Raw genomic sequence first — 24,713 nt, forward strand, 5'->3', positions numbered from 1 at the left:
ACCTAGGCGCCGACGAGGCGCCCGGCCAGGTAACCCTCGATCTGGTCCAGCGACACGCGCTCCTGCTTCATCGAGTCACGCTCGCGCACTGTCACCGCGTTGTCGTCCAGCGTGTCGAAGTCGACCGTCACGCAGTACGGCGTGCCGATCTCGTCCTGGCGGCGGTAGCGGCGGCCGATCGCGCCCGCGTCGTCGAACTCGATGTTCCAGTTCTGGCGCAGCGCCTGGGCGAGGCCCTTGGCCTTCGGGGACAGCTCGGGGTTGCGGGAGAGGGGCAGGACCGCGACCTTCACGGGGGCCAGGCGGTGGTCCAGGCGCAGCACCGTGCGCTTCTCCATCTTGCCCTTGGCGTTCGGCGCCTCGTCCTCGACGTAGGCGTCGAGCAGGAAGGCGAGCATGGCCCGGCCGACACCGGCCGCCGGCTCGATGACGTACGGAGTCCAGCGCTCGCCGGCCTCCTGGTCGAAGTAGGAGAGGTCCTGGCCGGAGGCCTTGGAGTGCGCGCCGAGGTCGTAGTCGGTGCGGTTGGCGACACCCTCCAGCTCGCCCCACTCGTTGCCGCCGAACTGGAAGCGGTACTCGATGTCAGCGGTGCGCTTGGAGTAGTGGGAGAGCTTCTCCTTCGGGTGCTCGTACCACCGCATGTTCTCCTCGCGCAGACCCAGGCCGGTGTACCAGTTCCAGCGCTGCTCCATCCAGTACTCCTGCCACTTCTCGTCCTCGCCCGGCTTGACGAAGAACTCCATCTCCATCTGCTCGAACTCGCGGGTGCGGAAGATGAAGTTGCCGGGCGTGATCTCGTTGCGGAAGGACTTGCCCATCTGCGCGATGCCGAACGGCGGCTTGCGGCGCGAAGTGGTCTGCACCTGGGCGAAGTTGGTGAAGATGCCCTGGGCGGTCTCGGGGCGCAGGTACGCGATGGAGCCGCTGTCCTGCGTCGGACCCAGGTGGGTGGAGAGCAGACCCGAGAACTGCTTGGGCTCGGTGAACTGGCCCTTGTTGCCACAGTTGGGGCAGTTGACGTCCGCCAGGCCGTTCTCCGGGAGGTGGCCCTTCTTCGCCTCGTAGGCCTCCTCCAGGTGGTCCGCGCGGAACCGCTTGTGACAGGAGGTGCACTCGGTGAGCGGGTCCGTGAAGGTGGCGACGTGGCCGGAGGCGACCCAGACCTCGGGGGCCAGGATCACGGACGAGTCGATACCGACCACGTCCTCGCGCGACGTCACCATGTAACGCCACCACTGGCGCTTCAGGTTCTCCTTGAGCTCGACACCCAGCGGCCCGTAGTCCCAGGCGGCGCGCTGACCGCCGTAGATCTCACTGCAGGGGAATACGAAGCCACGGCGCTTGCTCAGGCTGACGATGGTGTCGATCTTGTCGGCGGCCACGGTGCTCTCTTCATTACGACGACGGGCGACGAAGCATCTCTTCGAGCAGTGCTTCAGAGCGAATGCTTCAGGGTACCGGCGGGGGCTCCCCCTCAATCAAATCGGTGCCTGGTCAAACCTTTGTTGACAACGGTTTCCATATTTGTTGAAAATGACTGTCATGAACGTACGACGACGCCTCATACCCACGGTGGCCACGGCCGCGGTCACCACCCTCGGCCTGGCCACCCTCTCCGCCTGCTCGGGAGCAGCCGCGGCCGGCAACACGGCCAAGTTCGACGTCGTCGCCTCGTTCTACCCGATGGCCTTCCTCGCCGAGCAGATCGGCGGCAAGCACGTGCACGTCACAAGCCTGACCGAGCCCGGTCAGGAGCCGCACGACCTGGAGATCAGCGCCCGGCAGACGGCGCAGCTCCAGGAGTCGGACGCGGTGCTCTACCTGAAGAACCTCCAGCCCTCCGTCGACGACGCCGTGGCCCAGTCCGAGGTGAAGACGAAGATCGACGCCTCCTCCCTGACCTCCCTCGAGGAGCACGGCAACGAGGTCGGCGGGCACGCGGCCGAGCACGACGACTCGCACGGCGAGGAGGAGTCCGGCGGCAAGGACCCCCACATCTGGCTGGACCCGGTGAAGTACGCCCAGGTCGCCAAGGGCGTCGGCGCCGCCTTCGAGAAGGCCGACCCCGACCACGCGGCCGACTACAAGAAGAACACCGCGGCCCTGGTGAAGAAGCTCGACGACCTGAACACCCAGTTCAAGGACGGCCTGGCGAACACGAAGTCCAAGGTCTTCATCACCACGCACGCCGCCTTCGGCTACCTCGCCGAGCGCTACGGCCTCACCGAGGAGGCCATCAACGGCCTCGACCCCGAGTCCGAGCCGAGCGCGGCCCGGGTGAAGAGCCTTGAGAAGATGGCGAAGGCCGACGGCGTCACCACGGTGTTCTACGAGACGCTCGTCAGCGACAAGACCGCGAAGACCATCGCCTCCGACGCCGGCCTGAAGACGGACGTCCTCGACCCGATCGAGGGCATCACCGCCAAGTCCCGCGGCCAGGACTACTTCGCGGTCCAGGAGGCCAACCTCAAGGCGCTGCGGACGGCCCTGGGATCCAAATGACCTTTACGGAGGACGACATGGGCGCCTTGGGCGAGCCCGCAACCGAGCCCGTCATATCGCTGCGCGGCGTACGTGCCGACCTGGGCTCGCGCCCCGTCCTGCGCGGAATCGACCTCACCGTGAACCGCGGTGAGGTCGTCGCGCTGCTCGGCGCCAACGGCTCCGGCAAGTCGACCGCGATCCGCAGCATCATCGGCCAAGTGCCGCTCGCCGCGGGCGAGATCGAACTGTTCGGCACGGAGCGGAGGCGGTTCAGGGACTGGGCGCGGGTCGGCTACGTCCCGCAGCGCACGACGGCCGCCGGCGGCGTCCCGGCCACCGTCACCGAGATCGTCTCGTCCGGCCGCCTGTCCCGGGCCCGCTTCGGCGTGCTGCGCAAGGCGGACCACGCGGCCGTACGACGGGCCCTGGAGCTGGTCGGCATGGCGGACCGGGCCAAGGACTCCGTCGACGCCCTCTCCGGCGGCCAGCACCAGCGCGTACTGATCGCCCGCGCGCTCGCCGCCGAACCCGAACTGCTGATCATGGACGAGCCGATGGCGGGCGTGGACCTGGCCAGCCAGGAAGTGCTGGCGCAGACGCTGCGGGAGCAGGTGGCGCAGGGCACGACCGTGCTGCTCGTCCTGCATGAACTCGGGCCCCTGGAGCCCCTGATCGACCGCGCGGTGGTCCTCCGCGACGGCTGTGTGCTGCACGACGGGCCGCCCCCGCAGGCGGTCGGCCAGCACGCGCTGCCGGGCCACGACCACGTCCACCCCCACGAGAACGAGCCCCTGCGCACAGGACTGCTGAGCTGATGGACTTCCTCGACTACGCCTTCATGCAGCGGGCCCTGCTCGCCGCCGTCCTCGTCGGCATCACGGCCCCGGCGATCGGCATCTACCTCGTCCAGCGCCGCCAGGCCCTGATGGGCGACGGCATCGGCCACGTGGCGATGACCGGCGTCGGCCTCGGCTTCCTGCTCTCCGCGTCCCCCGTCTGGATGGCGACCCTCGTGTCCGTGCTCGGCGCGGTGCTCATGGAACTCATCCGCTGGTACGGCCGCACCCGCGGCGACATCGCCCTCGCGATGCTCTTCTACGGCGGTATGGCCGGCGGCGTGATGTTCATCAACCTCGCGCCCGGCGGCTCCAACGCCAACCTGACGTCGTACCTCTTCGGCTCGCTGTCGACGGTGTCGGAGTCGGACGTCACGGCGATCTGCCTGCTCGCGGGCTTCGTGGTCCTGGTCACCCTCGGCCTGCGCCGCCAGCTGTTCGCGGTGAGCCAGGACGAGGAGTTCGCCCGGGTCACGGGCCTGCCGGTGCGCGCCCTGAACCTGCTCACGGCGGTCACGGCGGCGGTCACGGTGACGGTCGCGATGCGGGTGGTAGGCCTGCTGCTGGTGTCGGCCCTGATGGTCGTACCCGTGGCGGCGGCGCAGCAACTGAGCCGCAGCTTCGCGGCGACCTTCGCGATCGCGGTGGCGATCGGGGTCTCCGTCACCATCGGCGGCACGGTCACCTCGTACTACCAGGACGTCCCGCCCGGCGCGACGATCGTGCTGCTGACCATCGCCGCGTTCATCGTGCTGACCGCGCTCGCGGCCCCGCTGGCCCGCCGCCGCGCCCGCGCCGCAGCCGCCGCACAACCCGCCGGCGACCCGGCGGAGTGTGCGATTCCGGCCGCCCGGGCCCCGGAGGGGAAGGTCGGCGTCTGACTGCGCACAGGGCGGACTGGCACAATGGCCCGGCAAGGCGCAGACGTAGAGGCGCGAGAGAGCCGCAGGGGCGCGCCGGTGTCGAGACCACTAGCGCGCGGAGGCCCGAAGGGCTGAGCACGCTCGTGGTCTCGACACCGGCATAAAGCGCCCCGTAGGCGAACGAGCCGAAAAGAGGAGGCACCGGTGACGACCGCTGGACCGCCCGTGAAGGGCCGCGCGACCCGGCAGCGGGCTGCCGTGGCGGCGGCGCTGGACGAGGTGGACGAGTTCCGCAGCGCGCAGGAACTCCACGACATGCTCAAGCACAAGGGCGACTCGGTCGGCCTGACCACGGTCTACCGCACCCTCCAGTCCCTCGCCGACGCGGGCGAGGTCGACGTCCTGCGCACCTCCGACGGCGAGTCGGTCTACCGCCGCTGCTCCACCGGCGAACACCACCACCACCTGGTCTGCCGCGTCTGCGGCAAGGCGGTCGAGGTCGAGGGCCCCGCGGTGGAGAAGTGGGCGGAGGCGATCGCCGCCGAGCACGGGTACGTCAACGTGGCACACACGGTGGAGATCTTCGGCACGTGCGCGGACTGCGCCGCCGGTTGAGCCGTTGTGCGGTGCGGGTCCCCCGGGGGCCGCGCCCCCAGACCCCCGCTTCGGCCTGAACGGCCTCGTCCTCAAACGCCGGACGGGCTGGGATACCCGGCGTCCGTCACCGCCGCGTGGTACGTCCCGTTGCGGGCAGCGATCTTGAGAACCTGGCGGGCGCTTTCGGCCGCGAGATGATCAGCTTCGGCCGAAGCAGCGCTCCAGTTCGTCCAGGTCGTAGAACTTGCTGCCCTCGGAGATCGGAGTGCAGCCCGCCTTGAAGGCCGTCTCCTTCTCGTTGTAGAGCATGCGGACCAGGTAGCGGTCGCCCTTCTGGAAGACGTCCCACTGGATGTTGGAGCCCAGCGGTGCCACGTTCGCGCCGCGCCACGGGTTGTTCGCGTAGGTGTACGGCTGCCCCGGCGTCGCCGGCTGCGTGCTGCCCGGCAGGCCCATCAGGGCGGCCAGCGGGATGATCTCCTCGGCGTGGGTGAAGCGGAGTTCGGCGCCGAGTTCGCCGGTGCCGGCCCTCTTCGCCTCGACCTGCTTGAAGAAGTCGTCGAGGAGCACACCGGCCATCTCGTACGTGATGTCGCTGTCCGAGAAGCCGGGGCCCTTCTCGTAGAAGTCCTCGGCGTCGGAGAGGTAGCCGAACCAGGCGGCGTCGGAGCGGGAGATGTAGCGCTGCATGCCCCAGCCCTCGCCGTCCGGGCTCTCCCCGCTCATCGCCGGGGCGATCGCGTACAGGTTGTAGACGGCCTCGGCGGCGGCCACCTGGTCCGCTGCGGCGATCCGGTCCACGAAGTCGGCCTTGAACAGCCGGCGCAGGACGCTGTACGCGGCCTTGTGCGTCCGCGACTGGTCGGTGATCGACTCCAGGGTTTCGGCCAGGCGCTTGTCGTTCGCGATGTAGTCGCGGTACGCCGCACCGCCGGCCGCCTTGTGGAAGTACAGCAGGTCCTTGTCGGTGCGGGTCGCGCCGATCAGGGACTCGAGGTCCGGGTCGGTGTCCGCGAGGGCGCCCGCGTACAGGTTGGCGCTGTCGATCGCACGACCCTGCCCGGAACTGACGACGTCGATCCTCTCGCCCTTCGCGGCGATCGACTCGAACAGGGACGGCAGCCGGTCGGCCATGCGGACCGCCGTGTCCTGGATCTCCTGCTTGCCGCGGGCGCTGAGGTTGCCGTAGCCGATCTTCGCCATGGCGGCCTGCAGGGCCCGCACCGTCGGGCCGAACTCCGCGCCCTTGCTGGTGAGTTGGCCCGCCGCCTGCGCCTTGTCCCACAGCCCGAGGACGAGATCCGCGTCCTCGCCGTCCGTCGCGGAACGCGAGCCGTGCCGGGAGACGTTCTCCGTGAAGACAGGGGTGAAGCCGGCGGGCGGGCGCTGGTAGGTGCGGGCGCTCTGCCCGGCCTCGTACGTGGCCTTCGTGCCGTAACTGTCGCGGTGTGCGAGCCGGTCCGCGGCCTGGGAGGGCACGGCCGCGGCCAGCAGGGCGCACAGCGCGAGGGCGGGGGTGACGCGTCTCATGGCCGGATCGTCAACGATCTCCGTGAACCGCCACCGGGTACGAGGATGAACCCCCCGTGGCCACGAGGTGGCCGCTACGAGCCTTCCGGCCTGCCCTTCATGGCGGCCTCCATGGCCAGCAGCTCCTCGTTCGGCACCGCACCGCCGAACCGCCGGTCGCGCGAGGCGAATTCGACGCAGGCCCGCCACAGGTCACGCCGGTCGAAGTCCGGCCACAGGACGTCCTGGAAGACCATCTCGGCGTAAGCGCTCTGCCAGAGCAGGTAGTTGGAGGTGCGCTGCTCGCCGCTGGGCCGCAGGAACAGGTCCACGTCCGGCATGTCCGGGTAGTAGAGGTACTTGGCGAGGGTCTTCTCATTGACCTTGGAGGGATCCAGCCGCCCCGCCTTCACGTCCTCCGCGAGCGCCTGCGCGGCATCCGCGATCTCCGCCCGGCCGCCGTAGTTCATGCAGAAGTACAGCGTCAGTTTGTCGTTGTCCTTCGTCTGCTCCTGGGCGATCTGGAGCTCCTTGGCGACCGACTTCCACAGCTTGGGCATACGGCCCACCCAGCGCACCCGGATCCCGAGCGCGTCGAGCTGGTCCCTCGTCTTGCGGATGAAGTCACGGTTGAAGTTCATGAGGAAGCGGACCTCTTCGGGCGACCGCTTCCAGTTCTCGGTGGAGAAGGCGTACAGGGAGATGTTCCCGACGCCCATCTCGACGGCGCCCTGCAGCACGTCCAGCACCCGCTCGGCGCCGACCTTGTGCCCCTCAGTCCGCGGCAGGCCCCGCTCCTTCGCCCACCGGCCGTTCCCGTCCATGACGATCGCCACATGGTTCGGGACCAGCTCGCCCGGCAGCTTCGGCGCGCGGGCACCCGACGGGTGCGGCTCCGGCGCCTTGTACTCGCGGCGCCGGCGCCCCAGGATCCCGTTTACGACCATGTGTTTCTCGTCTCCTTCAGGCTTGCTTCTCTACGTCTTCTCTACGTAACGCAGCGAGCGGAGCCCACGTTCCAGATGCCAGTGCAGGTACGCGGACACCAGCCCGCTCCCCTCCCGGACGTACCGCGGTTCGCTCGCGTCGGCCGTCTCCCAGTCTCCCGTAAGCAGCGCGGCGAGATGTCCCAGGGTCTGCGGCGACGGTACGACGCTTCCCGGCACCCGGCAGTCGACGCACACGGAGCCGCCCGCGCCGACCGAGAAGAACCGGTTGGGCCCGGGCAGACCGCACTTCGCACAGTCGGTGAAGCTCGGGGCGTACCCGTTGACGGCGAGCGACCGCAGCAGGAAGGCATCGAGAACAAGGTGCGGCGCGTGCTCGCCACGGGCGAGCACGCGCAGCGCGCCGACGAGCAGCAGATACTGCTGCACGGCCGGCTCGCCCTCATGATCCGTGAACCGCTCGGCGGTCTCCAGCATGGCCGTACCGGCGGTGTAGCGCGCGTAGTCGGTGACGATCCCGCCGCCGTACGGCGCGATGGTCTCGCTCTGCGTACAGAGGGGAAGCCCGCGGCCCACCAGCTCACTCCCCCGCGCGAAGAACTGCACGTCGACATGGGAGAAGGGCTCGAGCCGGGCACCGAACTTGGACTTCGTACGGCGCACACCACGGGCCACGGCCCGTACGCGGCCGTGACCGCGGGTGAGCAAGGTGATGATGCGGTCCGCTTCTCCGAGCTTCTGGGTCCGCAAGACGATGCCGTCGTCCCGGAAGAGACTCATCGCGCACCGCCGCGGGTCTTCTGCCGGGAGTCCGGCCCGCCGCGCAGCGGCAATCGGGCACTGCGGGCCCCGGGCGAGCACAGCATGGTCCGGTCCGCCTCGCCCAGCTTCTGGGTGCGCAGCACGATGCCGTCGTCGCGGAACAGACTCATGGGTCCATTCTCGCGTACGGCCGGAGTCAGCGGGCGCGGTCGGGGTGACTGATGGTGTCCCAGGGGGCCAGGTTCCAGGGGCTGGACCGGTTCGCCGGGTCCAGGAGGGCTCGGAGGTGGGCGTCGGCGGCCGCCTGCGGGGCGGGGGCCGACGCATCGGAGGTGCCGCGCAGCCCGTCCTGCCAGACCTTCCGCCCCAGCAGGTAGTGATCGGCGTACTCCTGCCAGGAGGCGTACGTCCGCACGACCGACGGCACGATGTTCTTCAGCGCGGTCCAGGCCTCGGACTCGGTGATCATCCCACAGCCGAAGCCGCACCGCGCGATGTCCACGTACAGCGCGGCGTCCCAGGCGAGCGGCGAGAAACCGTGGAGCTGATGGGCGCGGGCCCGGTAGCCGCTGCGGGACAGCTCGTCGAGCCGCCCGGCCAGCCGGTCACGAGAGGTGATCTCCCACTGCTCGGCCAGCCAGCTGCGGGCACTGCCGTCGTCGATGCGCGTGAACGGGTACAGCGTGGTCCGCGAGGCGGTGCGGTCCCGGCTCACCGGCGCGCCCAGCGACACCATCCAGAGCTGGTGCGCGGTGAGGGGCGTGGGGTAGCGGCTCTTGGTTCGCGGCTTCGTCCATCTCCGTATGCTCCACAGGCCCATGCGCCCGCACCCTACGTCAAGGGACTTCGCCCCGGCTGCGGGCGTTGGCGTACGCGGTCGCCGCGCTGAGCCGCTCGGCCTGAGTGGCCCCGCGCACGCTGCCGGGGTCGGCGTCCCACTCCCTGCCTCCGCCGTAGGGTCTCAGTTGGACGTACGGTCCTTCATGGCCCATGACGATTCCCACCTTTCCGGTGCGGGTGTCCACGACGTGACTGCCGACGGGGGGTTTCATTTCCTCTCCTTGACGACCGTAACGAATACAACCCGGAATTCCTGCAACACCTTTTCTCGCTCCCCGCTCCTTTCGAGTTTCACGCTTTTCAGCTCCAGCGTGCCCCGTTCCGCCTACACTCGGCAGGAGTCTGCGCTCTACAAGTGGTGCGCAGCGCAAGGGGGTTGGCCATGGCCAAGGGTTCGTCCGGGTCCTACCAGGCGATCTGGGAGTTCTTCGGTACGGAACTGAGGAGGCACCGGGAGGACACGGGCCTGAGCCAGGTGGAACTGGGCGCCCGGGTCTTCGTGTCCGGCACTTATATCGGGCAGTTCGAGGCGGCCATTCGAAAACCTCAGCTGGATATCGCGACGCGGATCGACGAGATCCTGCAGACCGACGGCATTTTCGAGCGCTTGTGCCGCAAACTGATCGACGACCCTCGCTACGCGGATTACTTCGCGAAGGCGGCGGAGCTTGAGCGGTTGGCGGCGAAGATCTGTGAGTTCGCTCCCGCTCTGGTGCCGGGGCTGTTGCAGACGGCGGAGTACGCGCGGGCGGTCACCCTGGCGATGAACCCGTTCGCTTCGGACGAGTACATCGAGGAGAAGGTGTCGGGGCGCATGGAGCGCCAGCACATCCTCAAGGATGCAACACGGCCCGTGTATTGGGTGGTCATGCACGAGAACGTGCTGCGGGTGCCGGTCGGCGAACCTGCCGTCATGGCCAGGCAGTTGGAGTACGTGGCGAAGCTCGCGCGTGAGCGCACGGTGCTGGTGCAGGTGCTGCCGTACGCGGCCGGGGCGTATGCGCTCATGACCGGCTCGCTGAAGCTCATGGAGTTCGAGGACGCACCGCCAACGGCCTATACAGAAGCGGTGTACTCGGGGAATCTGCTGGACGATCCGGCCGTGGTGAACCGTGCGCACTCGGCATACGATCTGCTCAGGGCCGCCTCACTGTCGCCGGAGGCATCCCTGGCCCTGATCGAGTCGGCGGCGGAGGACTGCAGACGATGCGCGAGTACGACCTGATCAACGCGAGCTGGCGCAAAAGCACCTACAGCGACGGCAACGGCGGTGACTGCGTCGAGGTCGCCGACGGGGTCACCGGGGTTGTTCCTGTCCGGGACAGCAAGTTCGCCTCGGACAGTCCCGTGCTCGTCTTCCCCGCCCGCGCCTGGGTCGACTTCCTCGGCGCTATTCGGCGCCCCAGCGCAGTCGGCGGCGCATAGACCCCGTGCCCGGCTCGGGCTCGTTCTCCTGCTCTGTCGCCGCCCACAGCTCGTTGAACTGGTTGACGCGGTCCTCGACGTGCTCGTGTTTCATCCTGAGCATCGTCATGTCCGGCCTGACGTGACTGTCCGGCCAGGTCTCATAGCACAGTTCCCCGTCGAAGATGATGAAGTCCATCACCGTGCCACCCGGATCCAGCTGCGACTGCACGCCTATACGCGCGTCGATGCCGAACCTGCGCTGCCACACGCAGAGTTGCTCGAGGGCTTCGGTGACCTCCTCCGGCTCGTCCACGAGAAACAGTCGCCGGACCTCCACACCCCGGGTCTTGATGGCCTTCTCCTGCGCGCTCAGATACCGCTTCGCGGGATCACTGGCCCAGAAGTCCCGGTCGATGGTTGTACTCGTGGCGTAAAGGGTCTTCTTGACGCACAGGGCGAGGTCGATCAACCACTCGTGATTCTCGAACGAGGAGTCTGCTCTGCCGCTGATGAGGTCCTCCATCAGCTCGGCGAGACGCTTCAGTTCCTCCTCGGCGAAGCTCTTGACGATCCCCGGCGCCTCGTCACCGACCCGGGTGTACGCCTCGACCAGCCGGATCACTTCCTCGGAGCGGAGAACGGAACCGTCCACCTTGCTGAACAGCTTCGTCGCCTCGTTGATCTTGGCGAAGCTCTGGTCGACCGCCGTGCGTACCTCCCCGTGGTGACTGGTCAGACTCCGCTTCATGTCGTCCATGTGTCGGCGCTGGCTCTCCTCGACCGCCTTGAGGCGGTCCCCGAGGTACTGCACGAGCAAGGCCATGACGGCGGCGAGGAGGGACGCCGTCCACTGCCACCTTGCGTCGCTGTCGCTGTCGCTCAGGACACCGGTCAGGAGGAATGTGCCGCCGCCGACCGCGACCGTGACCAGCGCCTTAGGGAACGGGGTCGACATGCGGGGGTTCCTCCAGGCGGGCGTTCCAGAGAATCGCGAAGCGTTCCTTGCGGCGACGCACGTTCTCCTCACGGACGTCCAGTTTGGCGTTGGGGTAGGTCTGGTCCGTATCCGTGGTCATCTCGAAGAGCAGTTCCCCGTCGAAGATGACGAATTCGGGCATCCGATCCCCCCTGGCCTCGCGCGGCAGCTCGGACATGGCCACCACACCGGCCTCGATGCCCGTGCTTCGTTGGTCCCTGAGGAACTCCTGCAGCTTGTTGTTGAGTTCCTCCTCCCGGAAGTGCTGAACGATGAACAGGCGCTTGATCTTTACGCCACGCTGAATCGCGGCGCGCTGCACCTCCAGGTAGTACTGCGCGGTTGCGGTCTCCCAAAAGGCAAGGTCGACGAAGCTGCTGGTGGTGTGGATGCTCTCGGCGGCGCACTCGGTGAGAGCGATGAGTGTGTCGTTGTTCTCCCCCTTCAAGTCGGCATTCCCCAAAGTCAGCTCCGTCATCGTCTTGGCCAGCCGCCTGATCTCGGCCTGTGCGAACAGACGTAGGAAGTCCTGGCCTTGTGATCCCGCCCGAGCGGCGCTCCTGGCGAGCCGCTTGACCTCACCGTCGGGCATCCCGGAGTCCTTGAGCTTGCCGAACAGGTCCGTCACCTCGCCGACCCGCCGAAAACCCCGGTCCACCAGCTCCGTCATCTCACGGTGCTGCGCGGCCAGGTCCTGCCGCAACTCACCCCGGCTCTGTAGCTGGCCGGTCTCCACCGCACCCAGCCGCTGTTCGAAGTCGACCATGTACTGAACGATCAGCGCTGCTCCCCCGATGACGACGGCCAGAGCGATCTGCCACAGCTCCTCCTGCGACTGATCGATCACATTGGTGATCACATACGTGATCGTCCCCACGGCTACCGTGATCAGAATCTTCAGAACGACCGGCGATATGCGCAGCCCGCCCGTCGCCGGACCGGGGTTTCCCGGCTCTCCGTCCATGCCTGCCTCTTCCAGCGGAATCGTCGGTGCTCTTGAGTCAGCGCGTGCTGAGCGTCTGGTGCGGCATCGCTACGGCCTGGAGGGCCAGTCGGTCCCTGATGCGCCGGCTCAGGTTCTCCCACTGGCGGGAGAACCCCGGTTTCGCTTCCAGCACGTTCCACAGGTGTCCCAGCACGGGGTCCACGTGCGCCCGCGGCATCCACAGATGCAGCAGATGCACCACGACCGGATGCAGCGCCTCGATCACGGCAGGCCCGTCTGCCGCACCGAGCCGACTGTTGTCCAGCATGTGCTGAACGGTCGTCAAGAGCCAGTCGTGCAGGGCGAGATCCTCGCAGAGGCCCGCCGCCGCGGCGGCCGGGACATCCTCCGGCAGCCGCAGCTCCATGGTCCGCAGCCCACCCTCGGCGACCGTGAAGTTCACCAGGGACGCCCGCTCGCCCTCGGGTACGCGTCGCGCGACCCAGCGCAGTCGGGTGGGGCTGGACTTGAAGGGCACCCTGCGGTCCAGGAGTGCGTGGCGCCGCAGTTGCGCCAGCAGGCCCTCGGCGATCATCCCGAGGTCGAGTTCGCCCCGTTCGGCACCGCGCAACACGCCCTCTGCCGCGGCCGGTTGGGGCAGCTTGCCGAAGGGCTCGACCAGGCCCGGCCGGACCAGGTACTGCCCCCAGGGGCGCCGCACGACGGGGCCGGCGGCCGGGAGGCCGAAGTACGCGGTCGACTGGAGCAGGCGTCCCTCGGTCAGCGCCGCTCGGGCGGCCACCGTACCGACGACCCGGACCTTGCTGCCGTTGGAGGTGGGCAGCCGGCAGTCCACCCCGGTCAGCACTTCGGAGGAAAGGACGTACATGGCGGGCCGTTCGGAGAGCCGGACGGGCACGTCGCCGCGCAGCCTCAGCAGCTGGGCGGCGGCTCGGCCGTCCAGCGCCTGGAGGGACGGGAGCAGACAGGTGCGCACCTCACCGCAGGTGAGGACAGAACGCGTCGGTTCTTCGGGGGCCGCCGTCATCTCAGGGCTCCTCGTAGAAGACGTAGGTGGCGCGCTGCGCGACTGCCGCGGGCACCGGCATCCCCTCGGCCGCGGACCGCGCGGCGACCTGCTGCAGCGCCCCCGCGTCGACGTCGGTCTGGTCGAGGATGAGCCGTACGGCGTCCTCGACGGCGAGGAAGCGGTTGGGCATGAGGGTGCAGGTGCGGTACGCGCTGAAGGGCGCCTTGGTGTCGGTGAGCTTGAGCAGGGGCGCGAGCCGGTCCCAGTCGTTCGGGAAGTCCTGGCCCTGCCACGGCCTCGGAACCAGCACGGGCTCACCGAGGTGCCGCAACAGGCCGAGCCGGGCCAGTTGCCATACGGCGGCCAGGAACGGGCAGGACCACAGCCGCCGTCCGTCCTTCTCGGACCACAGCTCCACGTCCATGAAGACGGAGTGGTTGCGAGCCGCAGTCTCCGAGGGTGGCTGCCAGCCCTTCACCTCGCCCAGCGCGCTGCGGGACATCGACGGCGATCGCTGGCCGTTGGCGAGCCAGCCGGTCAGGCTGACGGGCGGGCGGGAGCCGTAGCTGCCCGGGGGCGGCGACTCGACGAGGCGGTGCATGACGGACTCGGCGAGTTCGATGCGGTCGGCGACCGCGCAGGCCGACTCGCGGGCCAGGTAGTCGATGACCAGGCCCGCCTTCTCCGCCTCCTTCAGCACCAGCGGGATCAGCTCGGCCGGGGTGGAAAAGCGGGTGAAGTAGTCGTCGATCAGGAAGCAGGTGCTGACGCGCGGGCGCTTGCTGCGGCGGGCGACGGAGGCGCGTGCGGCGTCCGCCCAGATCCGCACCTCGGCGAAGTGCTCGCCGAGCCGCTCGGGGCCCGCCTCGAAGTCCTCCATGTAGAGGTGGCCCAGCTCCAGGGAGAGGTGAGCGAGGGGCAGGGACTGGATGCGGGGCTCCGCGGTGGACTCCCGGAATACGGCCTCGGTCACGCCTGCTCCCAGCACTTGTCGTCGGTGAGCCGCGCGGCCAGCTGGATGAGAGCCTGCCACGTCTCCTGGTTGGCGATCTGGCTGTCCAGCACGTCCTCGTCGGTGATGAGTTGCTCACGCCACAGCAGGACCGGCTCGAGGGGTATGGATCCGAGGGACTGGCTGTAGCCGACGCCGAGGCTGGAGGCGAGCTGCTTGAGTTCCTCGTCGGTCTTGCGCATCCATGCCGACTGGGTGGGTGAGACCTGCGACCACAGCGGCGACTCGGGATCCGGTACGGCTGCCCGTACGAAGCGTACGGCGGCGCGCAGCGCATCCTCGTCGTGGCCTCGATGGACGCCGCCGGCGATGATGCCGCGCTCGCCGTACACGAGGCTCGCCGCGGCGGCCACGTGCTTGCGGGTCCAGCGGTGGAAAACCAGCCAGCGGGCCATGACCTGGTTCATCTCGGGCTGTGCGGTGGCCTCCAGGGTCATGTCCACGGCGTAGGAGCGGCCTGCGCTGAGGTCGACGATGACCAGGTCGAACTCGTAGTAGAGCGCCATCAGCAGGTCGACGCAGCGGCGCAGATTGTCGTCACCGGTGGCGAACTCGCCGCCACTGACGTCGCCGGGCATCAGCACCAGCCGACCGCAGCCGGGGGGCGGGGAGCTCAGTACCTGGTGCTCGGTCTCGGACCAGACGTCGATCCGGGCCGGCTCGCTGATCTCACCTGTCAGATAGGCGTGCAGACCGCGGGCCTGGGTGGCCTCCCGGGCGCCGACCACGTCGAAGACGGCCGCCGCGGTGGGCGAGCCGAAGTCGAAGTCCAGGTAGCAGACATCGTCCCCGGCCAGCGCGCGGTGGTAGGCGAGGTTCGCGCTGGTGACGGTTCGGCCCGCGCCACCCTTGTCGGAGGCCGCGAAGATCAGCACCGTGTCACACTCCCCGCTCCGCGGCCTCGCGGGCCCTGGCAAGTGAGTCGAGCTGTCCCAGTACGTCGAGCGTCAACGCGTAGGCCGTGCCCGGCTGTTCGTCGACGAGACTGCGGGCACGGCGCAGCTTGACCTCGATGTTTCTCAGCTGCAACCCGTGCCGGCCGTCGTCCGACGGTGTGGGTTCCATCTGCTCGTTGCCCAGGAGATGGGCAGCCTCGCTGATCAACGCCCTTGCCAGGTCGGTGAGTTCGGCACTGCGGATGGGAGGCTGGCGGTACATCGCATGGGCCTGGACCATCACCTCGGTGACCCGCTCGGTGATGCTCCACGACACCGGTACGCGCCGCCTGTGGCTCTCCGCCTCCGGATAGACGTGGTGGACGCTGTCCCACAGGCCGATGCCCTCACCGTCACGGATGCGGCGGCGCCACATGTGCTCGAAGATGCCCTCTGCGAGGCTGAGCAGCCGGTCGTGCGAGGCGAGGTTGCGCGAGAGTGTGCATAACTGGATGGTGCGCTTCAGCAACTGCGCCGAGAAGTCGTTCATGGACCACTGGAGAAGCGGCCCGGTCCGCTCGCTGCCCTGCAACGGCAGGGCGACGCCCACGTTGTGCAGGTTGTGGACCACGGCGTCGTCGCGCACCATCCGGCTGGTGATGCGGCCGCGCTCGGCGAGCCGCTCCATGACGCTGACGGTGCGGGTCAGGTCGTCGTCGGTGGCCCGGCGCCGCATCAGGTCGTGTACGAGTATGGCGGCGACGGAGAGGGAGAAGTACTCGGACTCCAGCTTCTGTCCCGTCGTACGCCAGGGAATGTCCTCCAGGGGCCAGCGGTCGTCGCCGAAGCGGGCGATGCCGGACCAGTACTGCTGGGTGAGCTCCCAGCGCAGCCGGAGGGCCTCGGCGAGCCGCTGCTGTTCGGCGTTGAGCAGGCCGAGGGTGAGAGTGCGGTCGGAGAACATGTCCTGGATGCCGTCGAGGGCGACCACGGTGAAGTACAGATACGGCACCGCGTTGGCGACGCCCTCGGGCTGCGGCCCGATGGGTTCGCCGGTCTCGACCTCGGGGGCGTCCTTGACCAGGGTCCATGCCCAGCCGCACTCGAAGAGCTGGTTCTCGTCCTTGAGGCCGTCCTGGACGTCGATGCCGAGGAAGACGCTCTCGTTGATCGCCGCGCGCAGCGCCCGGAAGCGGTTCTGGAACTTGTTCAGCACCTGCCGCTGCGACAGCCGCCCCTGGCCGAGGAGCTCGCACAGGGTACGGCCCTGGGAGGAGTCGGGGTCGAAGACGTTGACGGCGAAGGAGCGCAGCAGGCTCACCATGGCGGCGGTGAGCCGGTTGCTGGTGGCCTGGCGCAGCTCGGCGATCGCCTCCTTGATGTCGCTGCGCCAGGTCCTGGTCTCGTAGACCTTGAGGAAGCCGAGGGTGGCCAGGCACAGGGTGATCGACATGGAGAACGAGTCGACCACGCCGATCTGGCGTTGTTCCTCGGTGACTTCCCTGGTCTTGTCCTGGGTGCCGAAGTAGTAACCCCCGGCGAAGGTCGGCCGCTTGTCCTCGCCGGTGTGCATCCGCATGAAATCGGCCGTTGCCGTGACGAGGTCGGCCGGGATGTCCAGCCGCGAGCCGGCCTTCCTCAGGGCCTGCTGGACGTCCTCCTGTGTGGTGTCCGGATCGTCCACGCGGAACGCGGCGATCTCCGTGGCCGGATACAACAGACAGAGCAGCCGCTCCGCATCGGCGACGCTGCTCTGCCCGCCCCACTCGCCCCAGTCCCACTCCCCGTCGGTGAAGGAGTGGCGGGCCATCGCCTGCCATATGTCCAGCAGATGCTGGCGTGGCTTGATCTGCATCCCCTGCCCCCCACAGATCGCGTCGCATAGCCCGGCCGGAGAACCTCTAATTACCCCTGCCGCGGAAGCCGCAAGCCACGATCATGGACGTATAACCGTCGCGCACGGCGTTGGGCTTCCCGACGGTGGACATGATGAGCGTTTCGGGTTCGGCATAGGCCTCGACGGCGGACCGGATCTCCAACTCGCCGACGTCGCAAGCGGGAAAGTGCGTGTCCTTGACGAAATATCCCTCGGAGTGCTCCATGAACGCTGCCGCGAACGGCGCGCCCGGCGTGAGTGCCAGCAGAAAGCACTCGACGGCCTGCCAGAACTCGTCGTGGCTGGTGGACAGGGATTCAGCGACGAAGAACATGGTCCCGAGCGACCAGTGTCCCCGTTGACTGCTCAGCGCGAAGAGATCCCCCTCCTCGACGCGGGTGCGCTCGGTGAACCTGGTCCTCGGATCGCCCGGGAGCGCGGCGTACGCCTCGTCCTCGCAGAACAGGTCCCAGAACGCGTCCCACACCGGGTCGTATCCGTCCCGGCCCCGCTGTCGCTTCAAGTAGTCGATGTTCTGCCCCGCCCGGTCGAGCAGCGTGATCTCGTCGCACCACGGCAACATGGAGAAGGCCGGGTAGAGATTGGCTCCGGCTCCGACGTCGATTCCCCTGACGGGGCGATCGGGATCGGCGCGGAAATGATCACCGAAGTGGGTACGGACGATCGCAATGATCTTCCGGTCCTCCGACTGCATTTCCTCGTAGTTGAGCTTGACGTAAGCCTTTGGGTCGAAATCACCCCAAGGAGCTTCGGCGTTAAGCTGCGACAGGTTCCCGGGTGATCCCAGATGCATGCCTCACGGTACCAAGATCGGAATCTCCTGACTTGAACTCCGTTACCCCAGCGGGCAATTCTGGTCGAGTGCCTGATCCGCCCTCCGACCCGGACATCCGCCCGGCCCAAGAGAAGGAACTACTGGAACTCCACCGCCTTGACAACGAGGTCTTCGAGTTCAGCCCGTTCCCTTACTTCGTCCTGCGTCAGCACTTCGATGCGCACGGCGACCATCTGCTCGTCCGGTACGAGGGCGAGAGCCTGCAGGGCTACGTCCTGTTCGCCACCAGCTCGGACCACTCCGTGAGCTGGTGCCTGAGCCTGGCCGTTGCCCAGGACCGACGGGGCCGTGGGCTGGGAAGAAAGCTGATGCTCGAAGTACTGCGGCGGCTGCGCCGGGACGGCGTCCACGAGGCCCGCCTGGCCGTGGAACCGGCGAACACCACTGCGATCACGCTGTACCGGTCTCTGGGATTCCTGCCCGAAGAGGGCGTGCGCAAGGACTACTTCGGGCCCGGCGAGGACCGGTTGATCATGGCGCTGGAGTTGCGGGTCAGGGGGACACCAAACCCGCCTGGTAGGCCATGATCACCAGCTGGACGCGGTCCCTCGCGTCCAGCTTGGTCAGCAGGCGGGTGAGATACGTCTTCGCCGTGGCCACGCTGATGCACAGCTCGGTGGCGATCTCGGCGTTGGACAAGCCGCTGCCCACCAGCGTCAGCACCTCGCGTTCCCGGTCGGTGATGCCCTTCAACTCGTGGCGCGCGCCCACCGGTTCGGGACGCGCCGCGAAGTCGTGGATGAGGCGGCGCGTCACGCTCGGCGCGATCAGCGCGTCGCCCGCCGCCACCACCCGGACCGCCGCGATGATGTCGTCCAGCGCCATGTCCTTGACCAGGAAGCCGGACGCGCCCGCCCGCAGCGCCCCGTACACGTACGCGTCGTCGTCGAAGGTGGTGAGGACGACCACCTTCGCTTCGGGCTCGGCCCGCGTGATGTGACGCGTGGCCTCTATGCCGTCCATCCCCGGCATGCGGATGTCCATCACGACCACGTCCGGGGCGAGTTCCGCGGTCAGCCGCACCGCCTCCTCGCCGCTCGCCGCCTCGCCGGCGACCTCCACGTCCGCGATGTCGGCCATGACCATGCTCAGGGCGGTACGGATGAGCTCCTGGTCGTCGACGAGGAGGACCCGTACCGTCGACGCCTGCGCGGTCATCGGACGGCCACCGGGAGCGGCAGTCGTGCCGTGACACGGAAGCCGCCCTCGGGGCGCTGAGCTGCCGTGAACTCGCCGTGCAGCAGCGCCACTCGCTCGCGCATGCCGGCGAGCCCGAAGCCGGTGTCGGTGGAGGTCCCCCGCCCGCGCCCTTCGTCCGTGATCTCCAGGGCGAGTTCGTCGTCGTCGCGGTAGTCGAGGGTCACCCGGCAGGCACGCGTGCCCGCATGGCGTACGACGTTCGTCACCGACTCCTGGACGATGCGGAACGCCGACAGGTCTATGTCCGGGGGAAGTTGGCGCACGACACCCAGACGCCTCACCTCCACCGCCACGCCCGCCGCCGTCGTGGTGGCCGCCAGGCGGTCGATGTCCGCCAACCCCGCGGGAACGACAGCGTCCGGCAACTCCGTCACGTCCGCCGCCCGCAGCGCGACCAGCATGCGGCGCAGGCCGGCCAGGGTCTCGCGGCCCTCGTTCTCGACCGCCCGCATGGCCGCGAGAGCAGCATCGGGGCGGGTCGTCGCCACACGGGAAGCCGCCCCCGCCTGCAGGGCGATGATGCCGATGCTGTGGGCGACGATGTCGTGCATCTCCCGTGCTATGCGGAGGCGTTCGGCGGTGACCGCCTGTGCCGCGTGCTCGGCGCTGAGGCGCTCGGCGTGGACACGGGACTGGCGGGTGGAGTTGCCGAGGAGCCAGGCGATCACCGTGACGAGGCCGACGGCCAGTTCCGCGGACAGACCGATGGTCCAGCCGCACATCACCCGTACGGTCAGGTACACGGCCAGGGTGCCGATCGCCAGCCCCAGTCCCGCCTGCGAGACACGCCGCGGGTGCGTCGCCGCGACGAAGTAGAGGGCGACGATCGTCATGAGGTACTGCGCCATCGGCAGCTCGCCCACCCCGAGTGTCGTCGTCTCGACGATCGCGGCCAGGATGGTCAGGACGAGCGCGCCGAGCGGCCTTCGTTGCAGCAGCCGGCCCGCCCGGACCGCCAACGCCGTGGACACTACGAGGAACGTGAGCCCGTCCCAGCGGTAGAGCTGGGCGGCCGGCCACTGGGCCGGCTCCGTCTCGCCGGGCAGCCTGAACGTCGTCAGGAGCGTGAACAGCGTGCTCGCGCACCACACGAGCACCGCCCAGGCGCCCGGCGGCACACGTTTGACCAGGGGCTGCGGAGGCGACGTGGCGGACATGCCGTGATCGTAGGCGCGTCGTTCCCCGCGGTCATCGGCCCGTGGACGTACAACCACGGTCGACAACCGGCTCGTTCGAGTGTCGGCGTTCGGCCGATGTCCCGGGCCCACCGCCCGCGCGACCGTGGTCCGCATGATCGAAGTCGAGCACCTCACCAAACGATACGGGCCCACGACCGCCGTCCGCGATCTGTCCTTCACCGTCCGCCCCGGCCATGTCACCGGCTTCCTCGGGCCGAACGGCGCCGGCAAGACCACCACCCTGCGGATGCTGCTCGGGCTCGTCGAGCCGAGTGCCGGTACAGCCACGGTCAGCGGTCGCTCCTTCCGGCGTCATTCGCGCGGCCTGCGTCACGTCGGCGCGCTGCTGGACGCCGGTGACGTGCACGGCGGGCGCAGTGCGCGGGCGCATCTGCAGGCGCTGGCCCTCAGCAACCGCATCCCGCGGCGGCGGGTGGACGAGGTGCTGGCCGAGGCGGGGCTCACGGGCGGTGCGGCCCGGCGGCGGGTCGGCACGTTCTCGCTGGGCATGAAGCAGCGGCTCGGCATCGCGGGCGCGCTGCTCGGCGACCCGCCGGTGCTGCTGTTCGACGAGCCTCTCAACGGCCTTGATCCGGAAGGGGTGTTGTGGGTGCGCGGGCTGTTCCGGCGGCTCGCGTACGAAGGGCGGACCGTCTTCGTCTCCAGCCATCTGATGTCCGAGATGGAGAACACCGCAGACGAGTTGATCGTCATCGGGCGCGGGGAGCTCATCGCCGCCGAGAGCCTCGCCGAGTTCGCCGCACGCGGCACGGCGCCGACCGTGACGGTGCGCTCTCCGGACGCCGGCGCGCTCGCCGTCGTACTGACGGCGGAGGGTGCGGCCGTGACCCCGTACGAAAGGAATGCCCTGAGCGTGGACGGGCTCAGTGCCGTCCGGGTCGGCGAGCTCGCGCACGAACACCGTCTTCCGGTCTGGGAGTTGTCGACACGGGCCGCGTCCCTGGAGGCCGCCTTCATGGAACTGACCGCCGACAGCGTCGAGTACAAGGCAGGGAAACCTCGATGACCACCCTCGTCATACCTGCCGCCCGCTTCACCGATCTGCTCGCCGCCGAGTGGATCAAACTCCGTTCCCTGCGCTCCACTTACTGGGCGCTCGGCGCCGGCGCACTGGCCCTGATCGCGTTCAACGCGAATGCGGCCCGCGCGGACTACGTCAACTATCCGCACTACGGTGGCCCCATTCAGCGCGAGTTCGCCTATTGGGCGCTGCGCGACGCCTTCACCGCGGGCGCCGCCATGATGCTGGTGCTCGCGTGCGCGGGCATCGGTGCGATCACGGTCGTCGGCGAGTACGGGACGGGCCTGATCCGTACGACCTTCACCGCCGTGCCGGACCGGCGGGCGCTGATGGCTGCCAAGGTGGTCGTGGTGGCGACGGTGATGACCGTGTACGGCGCGGTCGTCGCGGGCGCCTCCTACGCGACGACGCAGGCCGTCCTCGACGGCCGGGGCCTGGGGGTGCCGATCAGCCATCCCGGTGCCTGGCGGGTGGTCGTGGCCTCGGCGCTGCTCGCCCCGGTGTGCGCGCTGGTGGGGATGGGGGCAGGGGCCCTGATACGGCACAGCGCGACGACGATGGTCCTGACCACGGTGGTCCTGCTCCTCCTGCCGTCCTTCGTCACCGAGCGCTACCACTGGACGGCGTGCGTCAGGAACGCCCTCCCGTTGAACGCTTGGTCGCGTCTCGTCGACATCGGCTACGGCGATCACCCCTTCACCCTGGCGCCCCGGTACCCGACCACGGTCGCCGGCGGATGGGTCGTGTTCGCAGTGTGGGCGGTGGTCGCGGCCGTGGTGGCGGTGGTGGTCGTCGACCGGCGGGACGTCTGAGAAACCCGCCGGCCGGGCTGGGGTAAACCCCCGTCCCAACAAGGCAGTTGACCGGATGTGAGGCGCGGGCCCGTTCCTGGAGGCTCGTAGCCATGAAGGAGATCACGAAGAGCGCAGCCCTGATCGCCGCCGCCTCCGGCATCGTCTTCGGAGTCGTCACACCCGTTGCCGCGTCCGCCGCCGGGGCACCACTGAAGTGGGCCGAGTGCGAGGGCAGCGGCCTCGACCCCCGACAGCAGTGCGCCACCCTCGACGTCCCGATGGACTACTCCCACCCCGGCGGCCGGACCATCGACATCGTCCTGTCCCGCATCCCCGCCGAGAAACCCTCCGCCCGCCGGGGTGCCCTGCTGCTCATCGCCGGTGGGCCCGGCGGCACCAGCCTGGGCGACCCCTCCGGCAAGGGGCAGAGGCTGCCGCAGGACGTGCGGGACGAGTACGACCTGATCGGGTTCGCGCCGCGCGGCAACGCGCCCTCCACCGCCGTCAGTTGTGGGCTGGAGCACGCCGACCTCGCCCTGACGACGCTGCGGCCCTGGCCCGGCCCCGACGGCTCCGTCACCGGGAACATGACCGCGGCCCGGCGCATGTCGGACGCCTGCGCCCGCAACGGCGGTGAGCTGATGCGGCACATCAGCACGGTCGACAACGCACGTGACCTCGACAGCATTCGGGCCGCCCTCGGCGAGCGGAAGATCTCGGCCTGGGGCGTCTCCTACGGGACCTACGTCGACGCCGTCTACGCCCAGCTCTTCCCGCAGCGCACCGACCGCATCGTCCTCGACAGCAACGACAACCCCGACCCGGTGAATCCGGAGCGCGCCTGGCTGCGGGCGGCCGAGGTGGGCGTCGAGGACAACTTCCCCGAGTTCGCCAAGTGGGCGTCCGCGCCCGGCAATCCGTACCGCCTGGCCGGCACGGCCGCCGAGGTGCGGCCGCTGTTCCTGCGCCTCGCCGCCCGCCTGGACCGCGAGCCGATCCCCTGGCCCGGCGCCAACCCGGCGGAGCTCAACGGCAACGTCCTGCGCCAGACCATGCTCAACACCCTCTACGACCCCGACGACTACCCTGCCCTGGCCCAGCTGATCCTGGCCGCGCAGAAGGGCACCGTCCCGCCCGCGCCCCAGTCCCCGCCGGATGAGGTGCTGCAGAACTACACCGCCGTCGGCGCCGCCACCATCTGCAACGACGCCGCCTGGCCCCGCTCAACAGCCGCTTACGAGAAGGGGGTCGAGGAGAGTCGCGACAAGTATCCGCTGACGGCCGGCATGCCCCGTAACGCCATGGTGTGCGCCGCCTGGCCGTGGCAGCCGAAGCAGGCGCCGGTGCGGATCACCGGCCGGGGGCCGTCCAACGTCCTGCTCGTGCAGAACGAGCGTGACGTGGCGACCCCGCTGAGCGGAGCCCTGAAGCTGCGCGAGGCGCTCGGTCGGCGTGCCGTCATGGTGACGGTCGACTCCACCGGCCACGACGCCTACTTGGACAACGGCAACGCGTGCGGGGACGCGACCGTCTCCCGGTTCCTCGCCACCGGGGAGCGGCCCGGCAAGGACGTCTACTGCGACTGAGCCCCACAGGTGCGGCCGTACTGCCGGGCCAGCGCGTGGAACGCCTCCTTCGGCTCCCAGTGCCAGCCCGAACGGGGGTCGTCGGGGCGGTCCTTGATGGTCTTGGTGATGCTGTAGCTCGCCATGTCGAGGTCCTTGCGCGGGTTGTCGGCGCGGTGCGGGGCGTCCGGGGTGACGAACTCGAACGCCATCGCCGCGTACAGGCCCATCGACTCGAAGACCGACAGCACGTCGACCAGGTAGGCCGCCTGGGTGTGTTCGCTGCGGACCAGGTGGCCCTTGATCTCGCCCTTGTCGAAGTCGACGACGTTCCAGCCCATGCCGCCCGCCCGGGGCGCGCCCTTGTACGTGCAGGTGCCGAACTCGGTGATCGCGAGGGGCTTGCCCCAGCGCAGGAAGCGCCTCAACTCCCGTACGTAGTCGGCGTGGTGGCCGAAGTACGAGTAGTAGTCGATGCCGATGACGTCGAAGAGCCGCCAGTCGACCTGGTCGTCCTGGGCGGCGGCGTAGCTCAGCCGGCCGTGGAAGACGGAGCGGCCGACCGCCGCCGCCCTCGCCGTGAAGGCGTCCAGCCGGCGCTGCATCCGCACAGGGTCGAAGTTGCCCTTGAGCAGGTTGTCGACGCGCTCCAGAACCGTCTCCCCCGGCACGATCCCCGGCACGAACAGCCAGAACTCGCACCCCACACTGAAGTCGACGCTCGCGCCCTGCCGCCGCAGCCGCTCCGCGAACCGGCCGCACTCGGCCATGTGCTCGAGGACGTCCCGCTGCGGAATGTCCCCGAAGGTCGGCTGCAGCCACACGTGCAGTCCGCGTTCGGCGGCCTCGGCGGCGGTGGCGGTGAGGCGTTCGACGCCGTCACCGGTGACGTCGACGGTGTCGGCGTGCAGCTCGTCGCGGATGACGCGGATGTCCCGGCGCATCCGGGCGGCGCTCCACGCGGTCCCCGGGGTGTCGCCCTCGCCGACGGTGTAGACGACGCCGCGGTGCCGCAGTCCGTGCCGTCCGGTGGCCGCGGCGGCCGACCCGGACGGCAGCACCGCCGCCGTGACCCCGAGGGCCGCCGCCCCGGCCAGGAACTGCGCCCGATTGATCCCCTTCGTCTTCTCCATGCC

General features: G+C 69.1%; 27 protein-coding genes. 10 read left to right on the top strand and 17 right to left on the bottom strand.

The window, feature by feature from the left end; translation table 11 throughout:
• Window positions 1–2: 2 nt before the first annotated feature.
• A complete protein-coding gene (locus ABZ880_RS27415; protein ID WP_361267642.1) occupies window positions 3–1,385 on the bottom strand; it encodes a glycine--tRNA ligase in 1,383 nt (460 codons plus the stop codon).
• Between the two features lie 160 nt (window positions 1,386–1,545).
• Between ABZ880_RS27415 and ABZ880_RS27420 the strand changes: the two genes are divergently transcribed.
• From ABZ880_RS27420 to ABZ880_RS27435, 4 genes are all read left to right on the top strand, one after another.
• The gene (locus ABZ880_RS27420) at window positions 1,546–2,505 is read left to right on the top strand and encodes a zinc ABC transporter substrate-binding protein (RefSeq protein WP_361267644.1); all 960 of its coding nucleotides are present in this window, start codon (window positions 1,546–1,548) and stop codon (window positions 2,503–2,505) included.
• Between the two features lie 17 nt (window positions 2,506–2,522).
• Window positions 2,523–3,302, top strand: a complete 780-nt coding sequence (locus ABZ880_RS27425) for a metal ABC transporter ATP-binding protein (protein WP_361267646.1) — start codon at window positions 2,523–2,525, stop codon at window positions 3,300–3,302.
• Window positions 3,302–4,204 carry a metal ABC transporter permease gene (locus ABZ880_RS27430; protein WP_361267648.1) on the top strand — a complete coding sequence of 301 codons (903 nt, stop codon included), beginning with the start codon at window positions 3,302–3,304 and terminating at the stop codon, window positions 4,202–4,204. The genes ABZ880_RS27425 and ABZ880_RS27430 overlap by 1 nt, the downstream gene beginning before the upstream one ends.
• Before the next feature lie 186 nt (window positions 4,205–4,390).
• On the top strand, window positions 4,391–4,801 hold the full coding sequence (locus tag ABZ880_RS27435) for a transcriptional repressor (protein ID WP_359010548.1): 411 nt from the start codon (window positions 4,391–4,393) through the stop codon (window positions 4,799–4,801).
• Between the two features lie 180 nt (window positions 4,802–4,981).
• Here ABZ880_RS27435 and ABZ880_RS27440 read toward each other — a convergent pair whose 3' ends face one another.
• From ABZ880_RS27440 to ABZ880_RS27465, 6 genes are all read right to left on the bottom strand, one after another.
• On the bottom strand, window positions 4,982–6,313 hold the full coding sequence (locus ABZ880_RS27440; RefSeq protein ID WP_361267651.1) for a histidine-type phosphatase: 1,332 nt from the start codon (window positions 6,311–6,313) through the stop codon (window positions 4,982–4,984).
• Between the two features lie 74 nt (window positions 6,314–6,387).
• Complete coding sequence (locus ABZ880_RS27445) at window positions 6,388–7,239, bottom strand: isoprenyl transferase (RefSeq protein WP_361267653.1); 852 nt, start codon at window positions 7,237–7,239, stop codon at window positions 6,388–6,390.
• Between the two features lie 30 nt (window positions 7,240–7,269).
• Window positions 7,270–8,019, bottom strand: coding sequence for a DNA repair protein RecO (recO, locus tag ABZ880_RS27450; protein WP_361267655.1), 750 nt, complete (start codon window positions 8,017–8,019; stop codon window positions 7,270–7,272).
• Window positions 8,016–8,171 (bottom strand): hypothetical protein, encoded by a 156-nt coding sequence (locus ABZ880_RS27455; protein WP_361267657.1) that lies wholly within the window; start codon window positions 8,169–8,171, stop codon window positions 8,016–8,018. Before ABZ880_RS27455 ends, recO begins: the two co-directional genes overlap by 4 nt.
• A 26-nt stretch (window positions 8,172–8,197) precedes the next feature.
• A complete protein-coding gene (locus ABZ880_RS27460; protein ID WP_361267659.1) occupies window positions 8,198–8,821 on the bottom strand; it encodes a DUF1266 domain-containing protein in 624 nt (207 codons plus the stop codon).
• A gap of 16 nt (window positions 8,822–8,837) precedes the next feature.
• Window positions 8,838–9,053 carry a hypothetical protein gene (locus tag ABZ880_RS27465; RefSeq protein ID WP_361267661.1) on the bottom strand — a complete coding sequence of 72 codons (216 nt, stop codon included), beginning with the start codon at window positions 9,051–9,053 and terminating at the stop codon, window positions 8,838–8,840.
• 170 nt (window positions 9,054–9,223) lie between these two features.
• Between ABZ880_RS27465 and ABZ880_RS27470 the strand changes: the two genes are divergently transcribed.
• Window positions 9,224–10,066 carry a helix-turn-helix transcriptional regulator gene (locus ABZ880_RS27470; RefSeq protein WP_361267663.1) on the top strand — a complete coding sequence of 281 codons (843 nt, stop codon included), beginning with the start codon at window positions 9,224–9,226 and terminating at the stop codon, window positions 10,064–10,066.
• Entirely contained in the window at window positions 10,048–10,266 is a 219-nt protein-coding gene (locus tag ABZ880_RS27475; RefSeq protein ID WP_361267665.1) for a DUF397 domain-containing protein, read from the top strand. Before ABZ880_RS27470 ends, ABZ880_RS27475 begins: the two co-directional genes overlap by 19 nt.
• On the opposite strand, the gene ABZ880_RS27480 is transcribed toward ABZ880_RS27475, so the two are convergent.
• The 7 genes from ABZ880_RS27480 to ABZ880_RS27510 are packed head-to-tail and all read right to left on the bottom strand — an operon-like array spanning window position 10,232 to window position 17,756.
• The gene (locus ABZ880_RS27480) at window positions 10,232–11,203 is read right to left on the bottom strand and encodes a hypothetical protein (RefSeq protein ID WP_361267667.1); all 972 of its coding nucleotides are present in this window, start codon (window positions 11,201–11,203) and stop codon (window positions 10,232–10,234) included. The two genes, ABZ880_RS27475 and ABZ880_RS27480, sit on opposite strands and share 35 nt — an antisense overlap.
• Complete coding sequence (locus ABZ880_RS27485) at window positions 11,184–12,188, bottom strand: DUF6879 family protein (RefSeq protein WP_361267669.1); 1,005 nt, start codon at window positions 12,186–12,188, stop codon at window positions 11,184–11,186. Before ABZ880_RS27485 ends, ABZ880_RS27480 begins: the two co-directional genes overlap by 20 nt.
• 37 nt (window positions 12,189–12,225) lie before the next feature.
• Entirely contained in the window at window positions 12,226–13,197 is a 972-nt protein-coding gene (locus ABZ880_RS27490; protein WP_361267671.1) for an SCO2521 family protein, read from the bottom strand.
• Between the two features lies 1 nt (window position 13,198).
• The gene (locus ABZ880_RS27495; RefSeq protein ID WP_361267673.1) at window positions 13,199–14,152 is read right to left on the bottom strand and encodes an SCO2522 family protein; all 954 of its coding nucleotides are present in this window, start codon (window positions 14,150–14,152) and stop codon (window positions 13,199–13,201) included.
• Complete coding sequence (locus tag ABZ880_RS27500; RefSeq protein WP_361267675.1) at window positions 14,149–15,066, bottom strand: SCO2523 family variant P-loop protein; 918 nt, start codon at window positions 15,064–15,066, stop codon at window positions 14,149–14,151. Before ABZ880_RS27500 ends, ABZ880_RS27495 begins: the two co-directional genes overlap by 4 nt.
• A gap of 4 nt (window positions 15,067–15,070) precedes the next feature.
• Window positions 15,071–16,921, bottom strand: coding sequence for an SCO2524 family protein (locus ABZ880_RS27505; protein ID WP_361267677.1), 1,851 nt, complete (start codon window positions 16,919–16,921; stop codon window positions 15,071–15,073).
• Window positions 16,922–16,967: 46 nt separating this feature from the next.
• Window positions 16,968–17,756: an SCO2525 family SAM-dependent methyltransferase gene (locus ABZ880_RS27510; protein WP_361267679.1), complete on the bottom strand. Its 789-nt coding sequence runs from the start codon at window positions 17,754–17,756 to the stop codon at window positions 16,968–16,970.
• Window positions 17,757–17,824: 68 nt separating this feature from the next.
• Here ABZ880_RS27510 and ABZ880_RS27515 point away from each other — a divergent pair, with 68 nt between their 5' ends.
• Window positions 17,825–18,325, top strand: a complete 501-nt coding sequence (locus ABZ880_RS27515) for a GNAT family N-acetyltransferase (protein ID WP_361267681.1) — start codon at window positions 17,825–17,827, stop codon at window positions 18,323–18,325.
• Here ABZ880_RS27515 and ABZ880_RS27520 read toward each other — a convergent pair.
• Window positions 18,291–18,956 (bottom strand): response regulator transcription factor, encoded by a 666-nt coding sequence (locus ABZ880_RS27520; RefSeq protein ID WP_361267683.1) that lies wholly within the window; start codon window positions 18,954–18,956, stop codon window positions 18,291–18,293. The genes ABZ880_RS27515 and ABZ880_RS27520 overlap by 35 nt on opposite strands.
• Entirely contained in the window at window positions 18,953–20,155 is a 1,203-nt protein-coding gene (locus ABZ880_RS27525) for a sensor histidine kinase (RefSeq protein ID WP_361267685.1), read from the bottom strand. The genes ABZ880_RS27520 and ABZ880_RS27525 overlap by 4 nt, the downstream gene beginning before the upstream one ends.
• Window positions 20,156–20,288: 133 nt before the next feature.
• Between ABZ880_RS27525 and ABZ880_RS27530 the strand changes: the two genes are divergently transcribed.
• From ABZ880_RS27530 to ABZ880_RS27540, 3 genes are all read left to right on the top strand, one after another.
• Entirely contained in the window at window positions 20,289–21,203 is a 915-nt protein-coding gene (locus ABZ880_RS27530) for an ATP-binding cassette domain-containing protein (RefSeq protein ID WP_361267687.1), read from the top strand.
• Window positions 21,200–22,030, top strand: coding sequence for an ABC transporter permease (locus ABZ880_RS27535; RefSeq protein ID WP_361267688.1), 831 nt, complete (start codon window positions 21,200–21,202; stop codon window positions 22,028–22,030). Before ABZ880_RS27530 ends, ABZ880_RS27535 begins: the two co-directional genes overlap by 4 nt.
• Window positions 22,031–22,122: 92 nt before the next feature.
• Window positions 22,123–23,598: an alpha/beta hydrolase gene (locus tag ABZ880_RS27540; RefSeq protein WP_361267690.1), complete on the top strand. Its 1,476-nt coding sequence runs from the start codon at window positions 22,123–22,125 to the stop codon at window positions 23,596–23,598.
• On the opposite strand, the gene ABZ880_RS27545 is transcribed toward ABZ880_RS27540, so the two are convergent.
• Entirely contained in the window at window positions 23,586–24,710 is a 1,125-nt protein-coding gene (locus ABZ880_RS27545) for an abortive phage infection protein (RefSeq protein ID WP_361267692.1), read from the bottom strand. The two genes, ABZ880_RS27540 and ABZ880_RS27545, sit on opposite strands and share 13 nt — an antisense overlap.
• Window positions 24,711–24,713: the final 3 nt, after the last annotated feature.

Origin of the sequence: Streptomyces sp. NPDC047043 (assembly GCF_040644055.1) — a bacterium.
Lineage (GTDB): Bacteria > Actinomycetota > Actinomycetes > Streptomycetales > Streptomycetaceae > Streptomyces.

Excerpts from the sequence above, each read along its gene's own strand:
- ABZ880_RS27420 (WP_361267644.1), top strand. The coding sequence starts at position 1,546 with ATGAACGTACGACGACGCCTCATACCCACGGTGGCCACGGCCGCGGTC.
- ABZ880_RS27425 (WP_361267646.1), top strand. The coding sequence starts at position 2,523 with ATGGGCGCCTTGGGCGAGCCCGCAACCGAGCCCGTCATATCGCTGCGC.
- ABZ880_RS27430 (WP_361267648.1), top strand. The coding sequence starts at position 3,302 with ATGGACTTCCTCGACTACGCCTTCATGCAGCGGGCCCTGCTCGCCGCC.
- ABZ880_RS27440 (WP_361267651.1), bottom strand. The coding sequence starts at position 6,313 with ATGAGACGCGTCACCCCCGCCCTCGCGCTGTGCGCCCTGCTGGCCGCG.
- ABZ880_RS27445 (WP_361267653.1), bottom strand. The coding sequence starts at position 7,239 with ATGGTCGTAAACGGGATCCTGGGGCGCCGGCGCCGCGAGTACAAGGCG.
- recO (WP_361267655.1), bottom strand. The coding sequence starts at position 8,019 with ATGAGTCTCTTCCGGGACGACGGCATCGTCTTGCGGACCCAGAAGCTC.
- ABZ880_RS27455 (WP_361267657.1), bottom strand. The coding sequence starts at position 8,171 with ATGAGTCTGTTCCGCGACGACGGCATCGTGCTGCGCACCCAGAAGCTG.
- ABZ880_RS27460 (WP_361267659.1), bottom strand. The coding sequence starts at position 8,821 with ATGGGCCTGTGGAGCATACGGAGATGGACGAAGCCGCGAACCAAGAGC.
- ABZ880_RS27465 (WP_361267661.1), bottom strand. The coding sequence starts at position 9,053 with ATGAAACCCCCCGTCGGCAGTCACGTCGTGGACACCCGCACCGGAAAG.
- ABZ880_RS27470 (WP_361267663.1), top strand. The coding sequence starts at position 9,224 with ATGGCCAAGGGTTCGTCCGGGTCCTACCAGGCGATCTGGGAGTTCTTC.
- ABZ880_RS27475 (WP_361267665.1), top strand. The coding sequence starts at position 10,048 with ATGCGCGAGTACGACCTGATCAACGCGAGCTGGCGCAAAAGCACCTAC.
- ABZ880_RS27480 (WP_361267667.1), bottom strand. The coding sequence starts at position 11,203 with ATGTCGACCCCGTTCCCTAAGGCGCTGGTCACGGTCGCGGTCGGCGGC.
- ABZ880_RS27485 (WP_361267669.1), bottom strand. The coding sequence starts at position 12,188 with ATGGACGGAGAGCCGGGAAACCCCGGTCCGGCGACGGGCGGGCTGCGC.
- ABZ880_RS27490 (WP_361267671.1), bottom strand. The coding sequence starts at position 13,197 with ATGACGGCGGCCCCCGAAGAACCGACGCGTTCTGTCCTCACCTGCGGT.
- ABZ880_RS27505 (WP_361267677.1), bottom strand. The coding sequence starts at position 16,921 with ATGCAGATCAAGCCACGCCAGCATCTGCTGGACATATGGCAGGCGATG.
- ABZ880_RS27510 (WP_361267679.1), bottom strand. The coding sequence starts at position 17,756 with ATGCATCTGGGATCACCCGGGAACCTGTCGCAGCTTAACGCCGAAGCT.
- ABZ880_RS27520 (WP_361267683.1), bottom strand. The coding sequence starts at position 18,956 with ATGACCGCGCAGGCGTCGACGGTACGGGTCCTCCTCGTCGACGACCAG.
- ABZ880_RS27525 (WP_361267685.1), bottom strand. The coding sequence starts at position 20,155 with ATGTCCGCCACGTCGCCTCCGCAGCCCCTGGTCAAACGTGTGCCGCCG.
- ABZ880_RS27530 (WP_361267687.1), top strand. The coding sequence starts at position 20,289 with ATGATCGAAGTCGAGCACCTCACCAAACGATACGGGCCCACGACCGCC.
- ABZ880_RS27535 (WP_361267688.1), top strand. The coding sequence starts at position 21,200 with ATGACCACCCTCGTCATACCTGCCGCCCGCTTCACCGATCTGCTCGCC.
- ABZ880_RS27540 (WP_361267690.1), top strand. The coding sequence starts at position 22,123 with ATGAAGGAGATCACGAAGAGCGCAGCCCTGATCGCCGCCGCCTCCGGC.
- ABZ880_RS27545 (WP_361267692.1), bottom strand. The coding sequence starts at position 24,710 with ATGGAGAAGACGAAGGGGATCAATCGGGCGCAGTTCCTGGCCGGGGCG.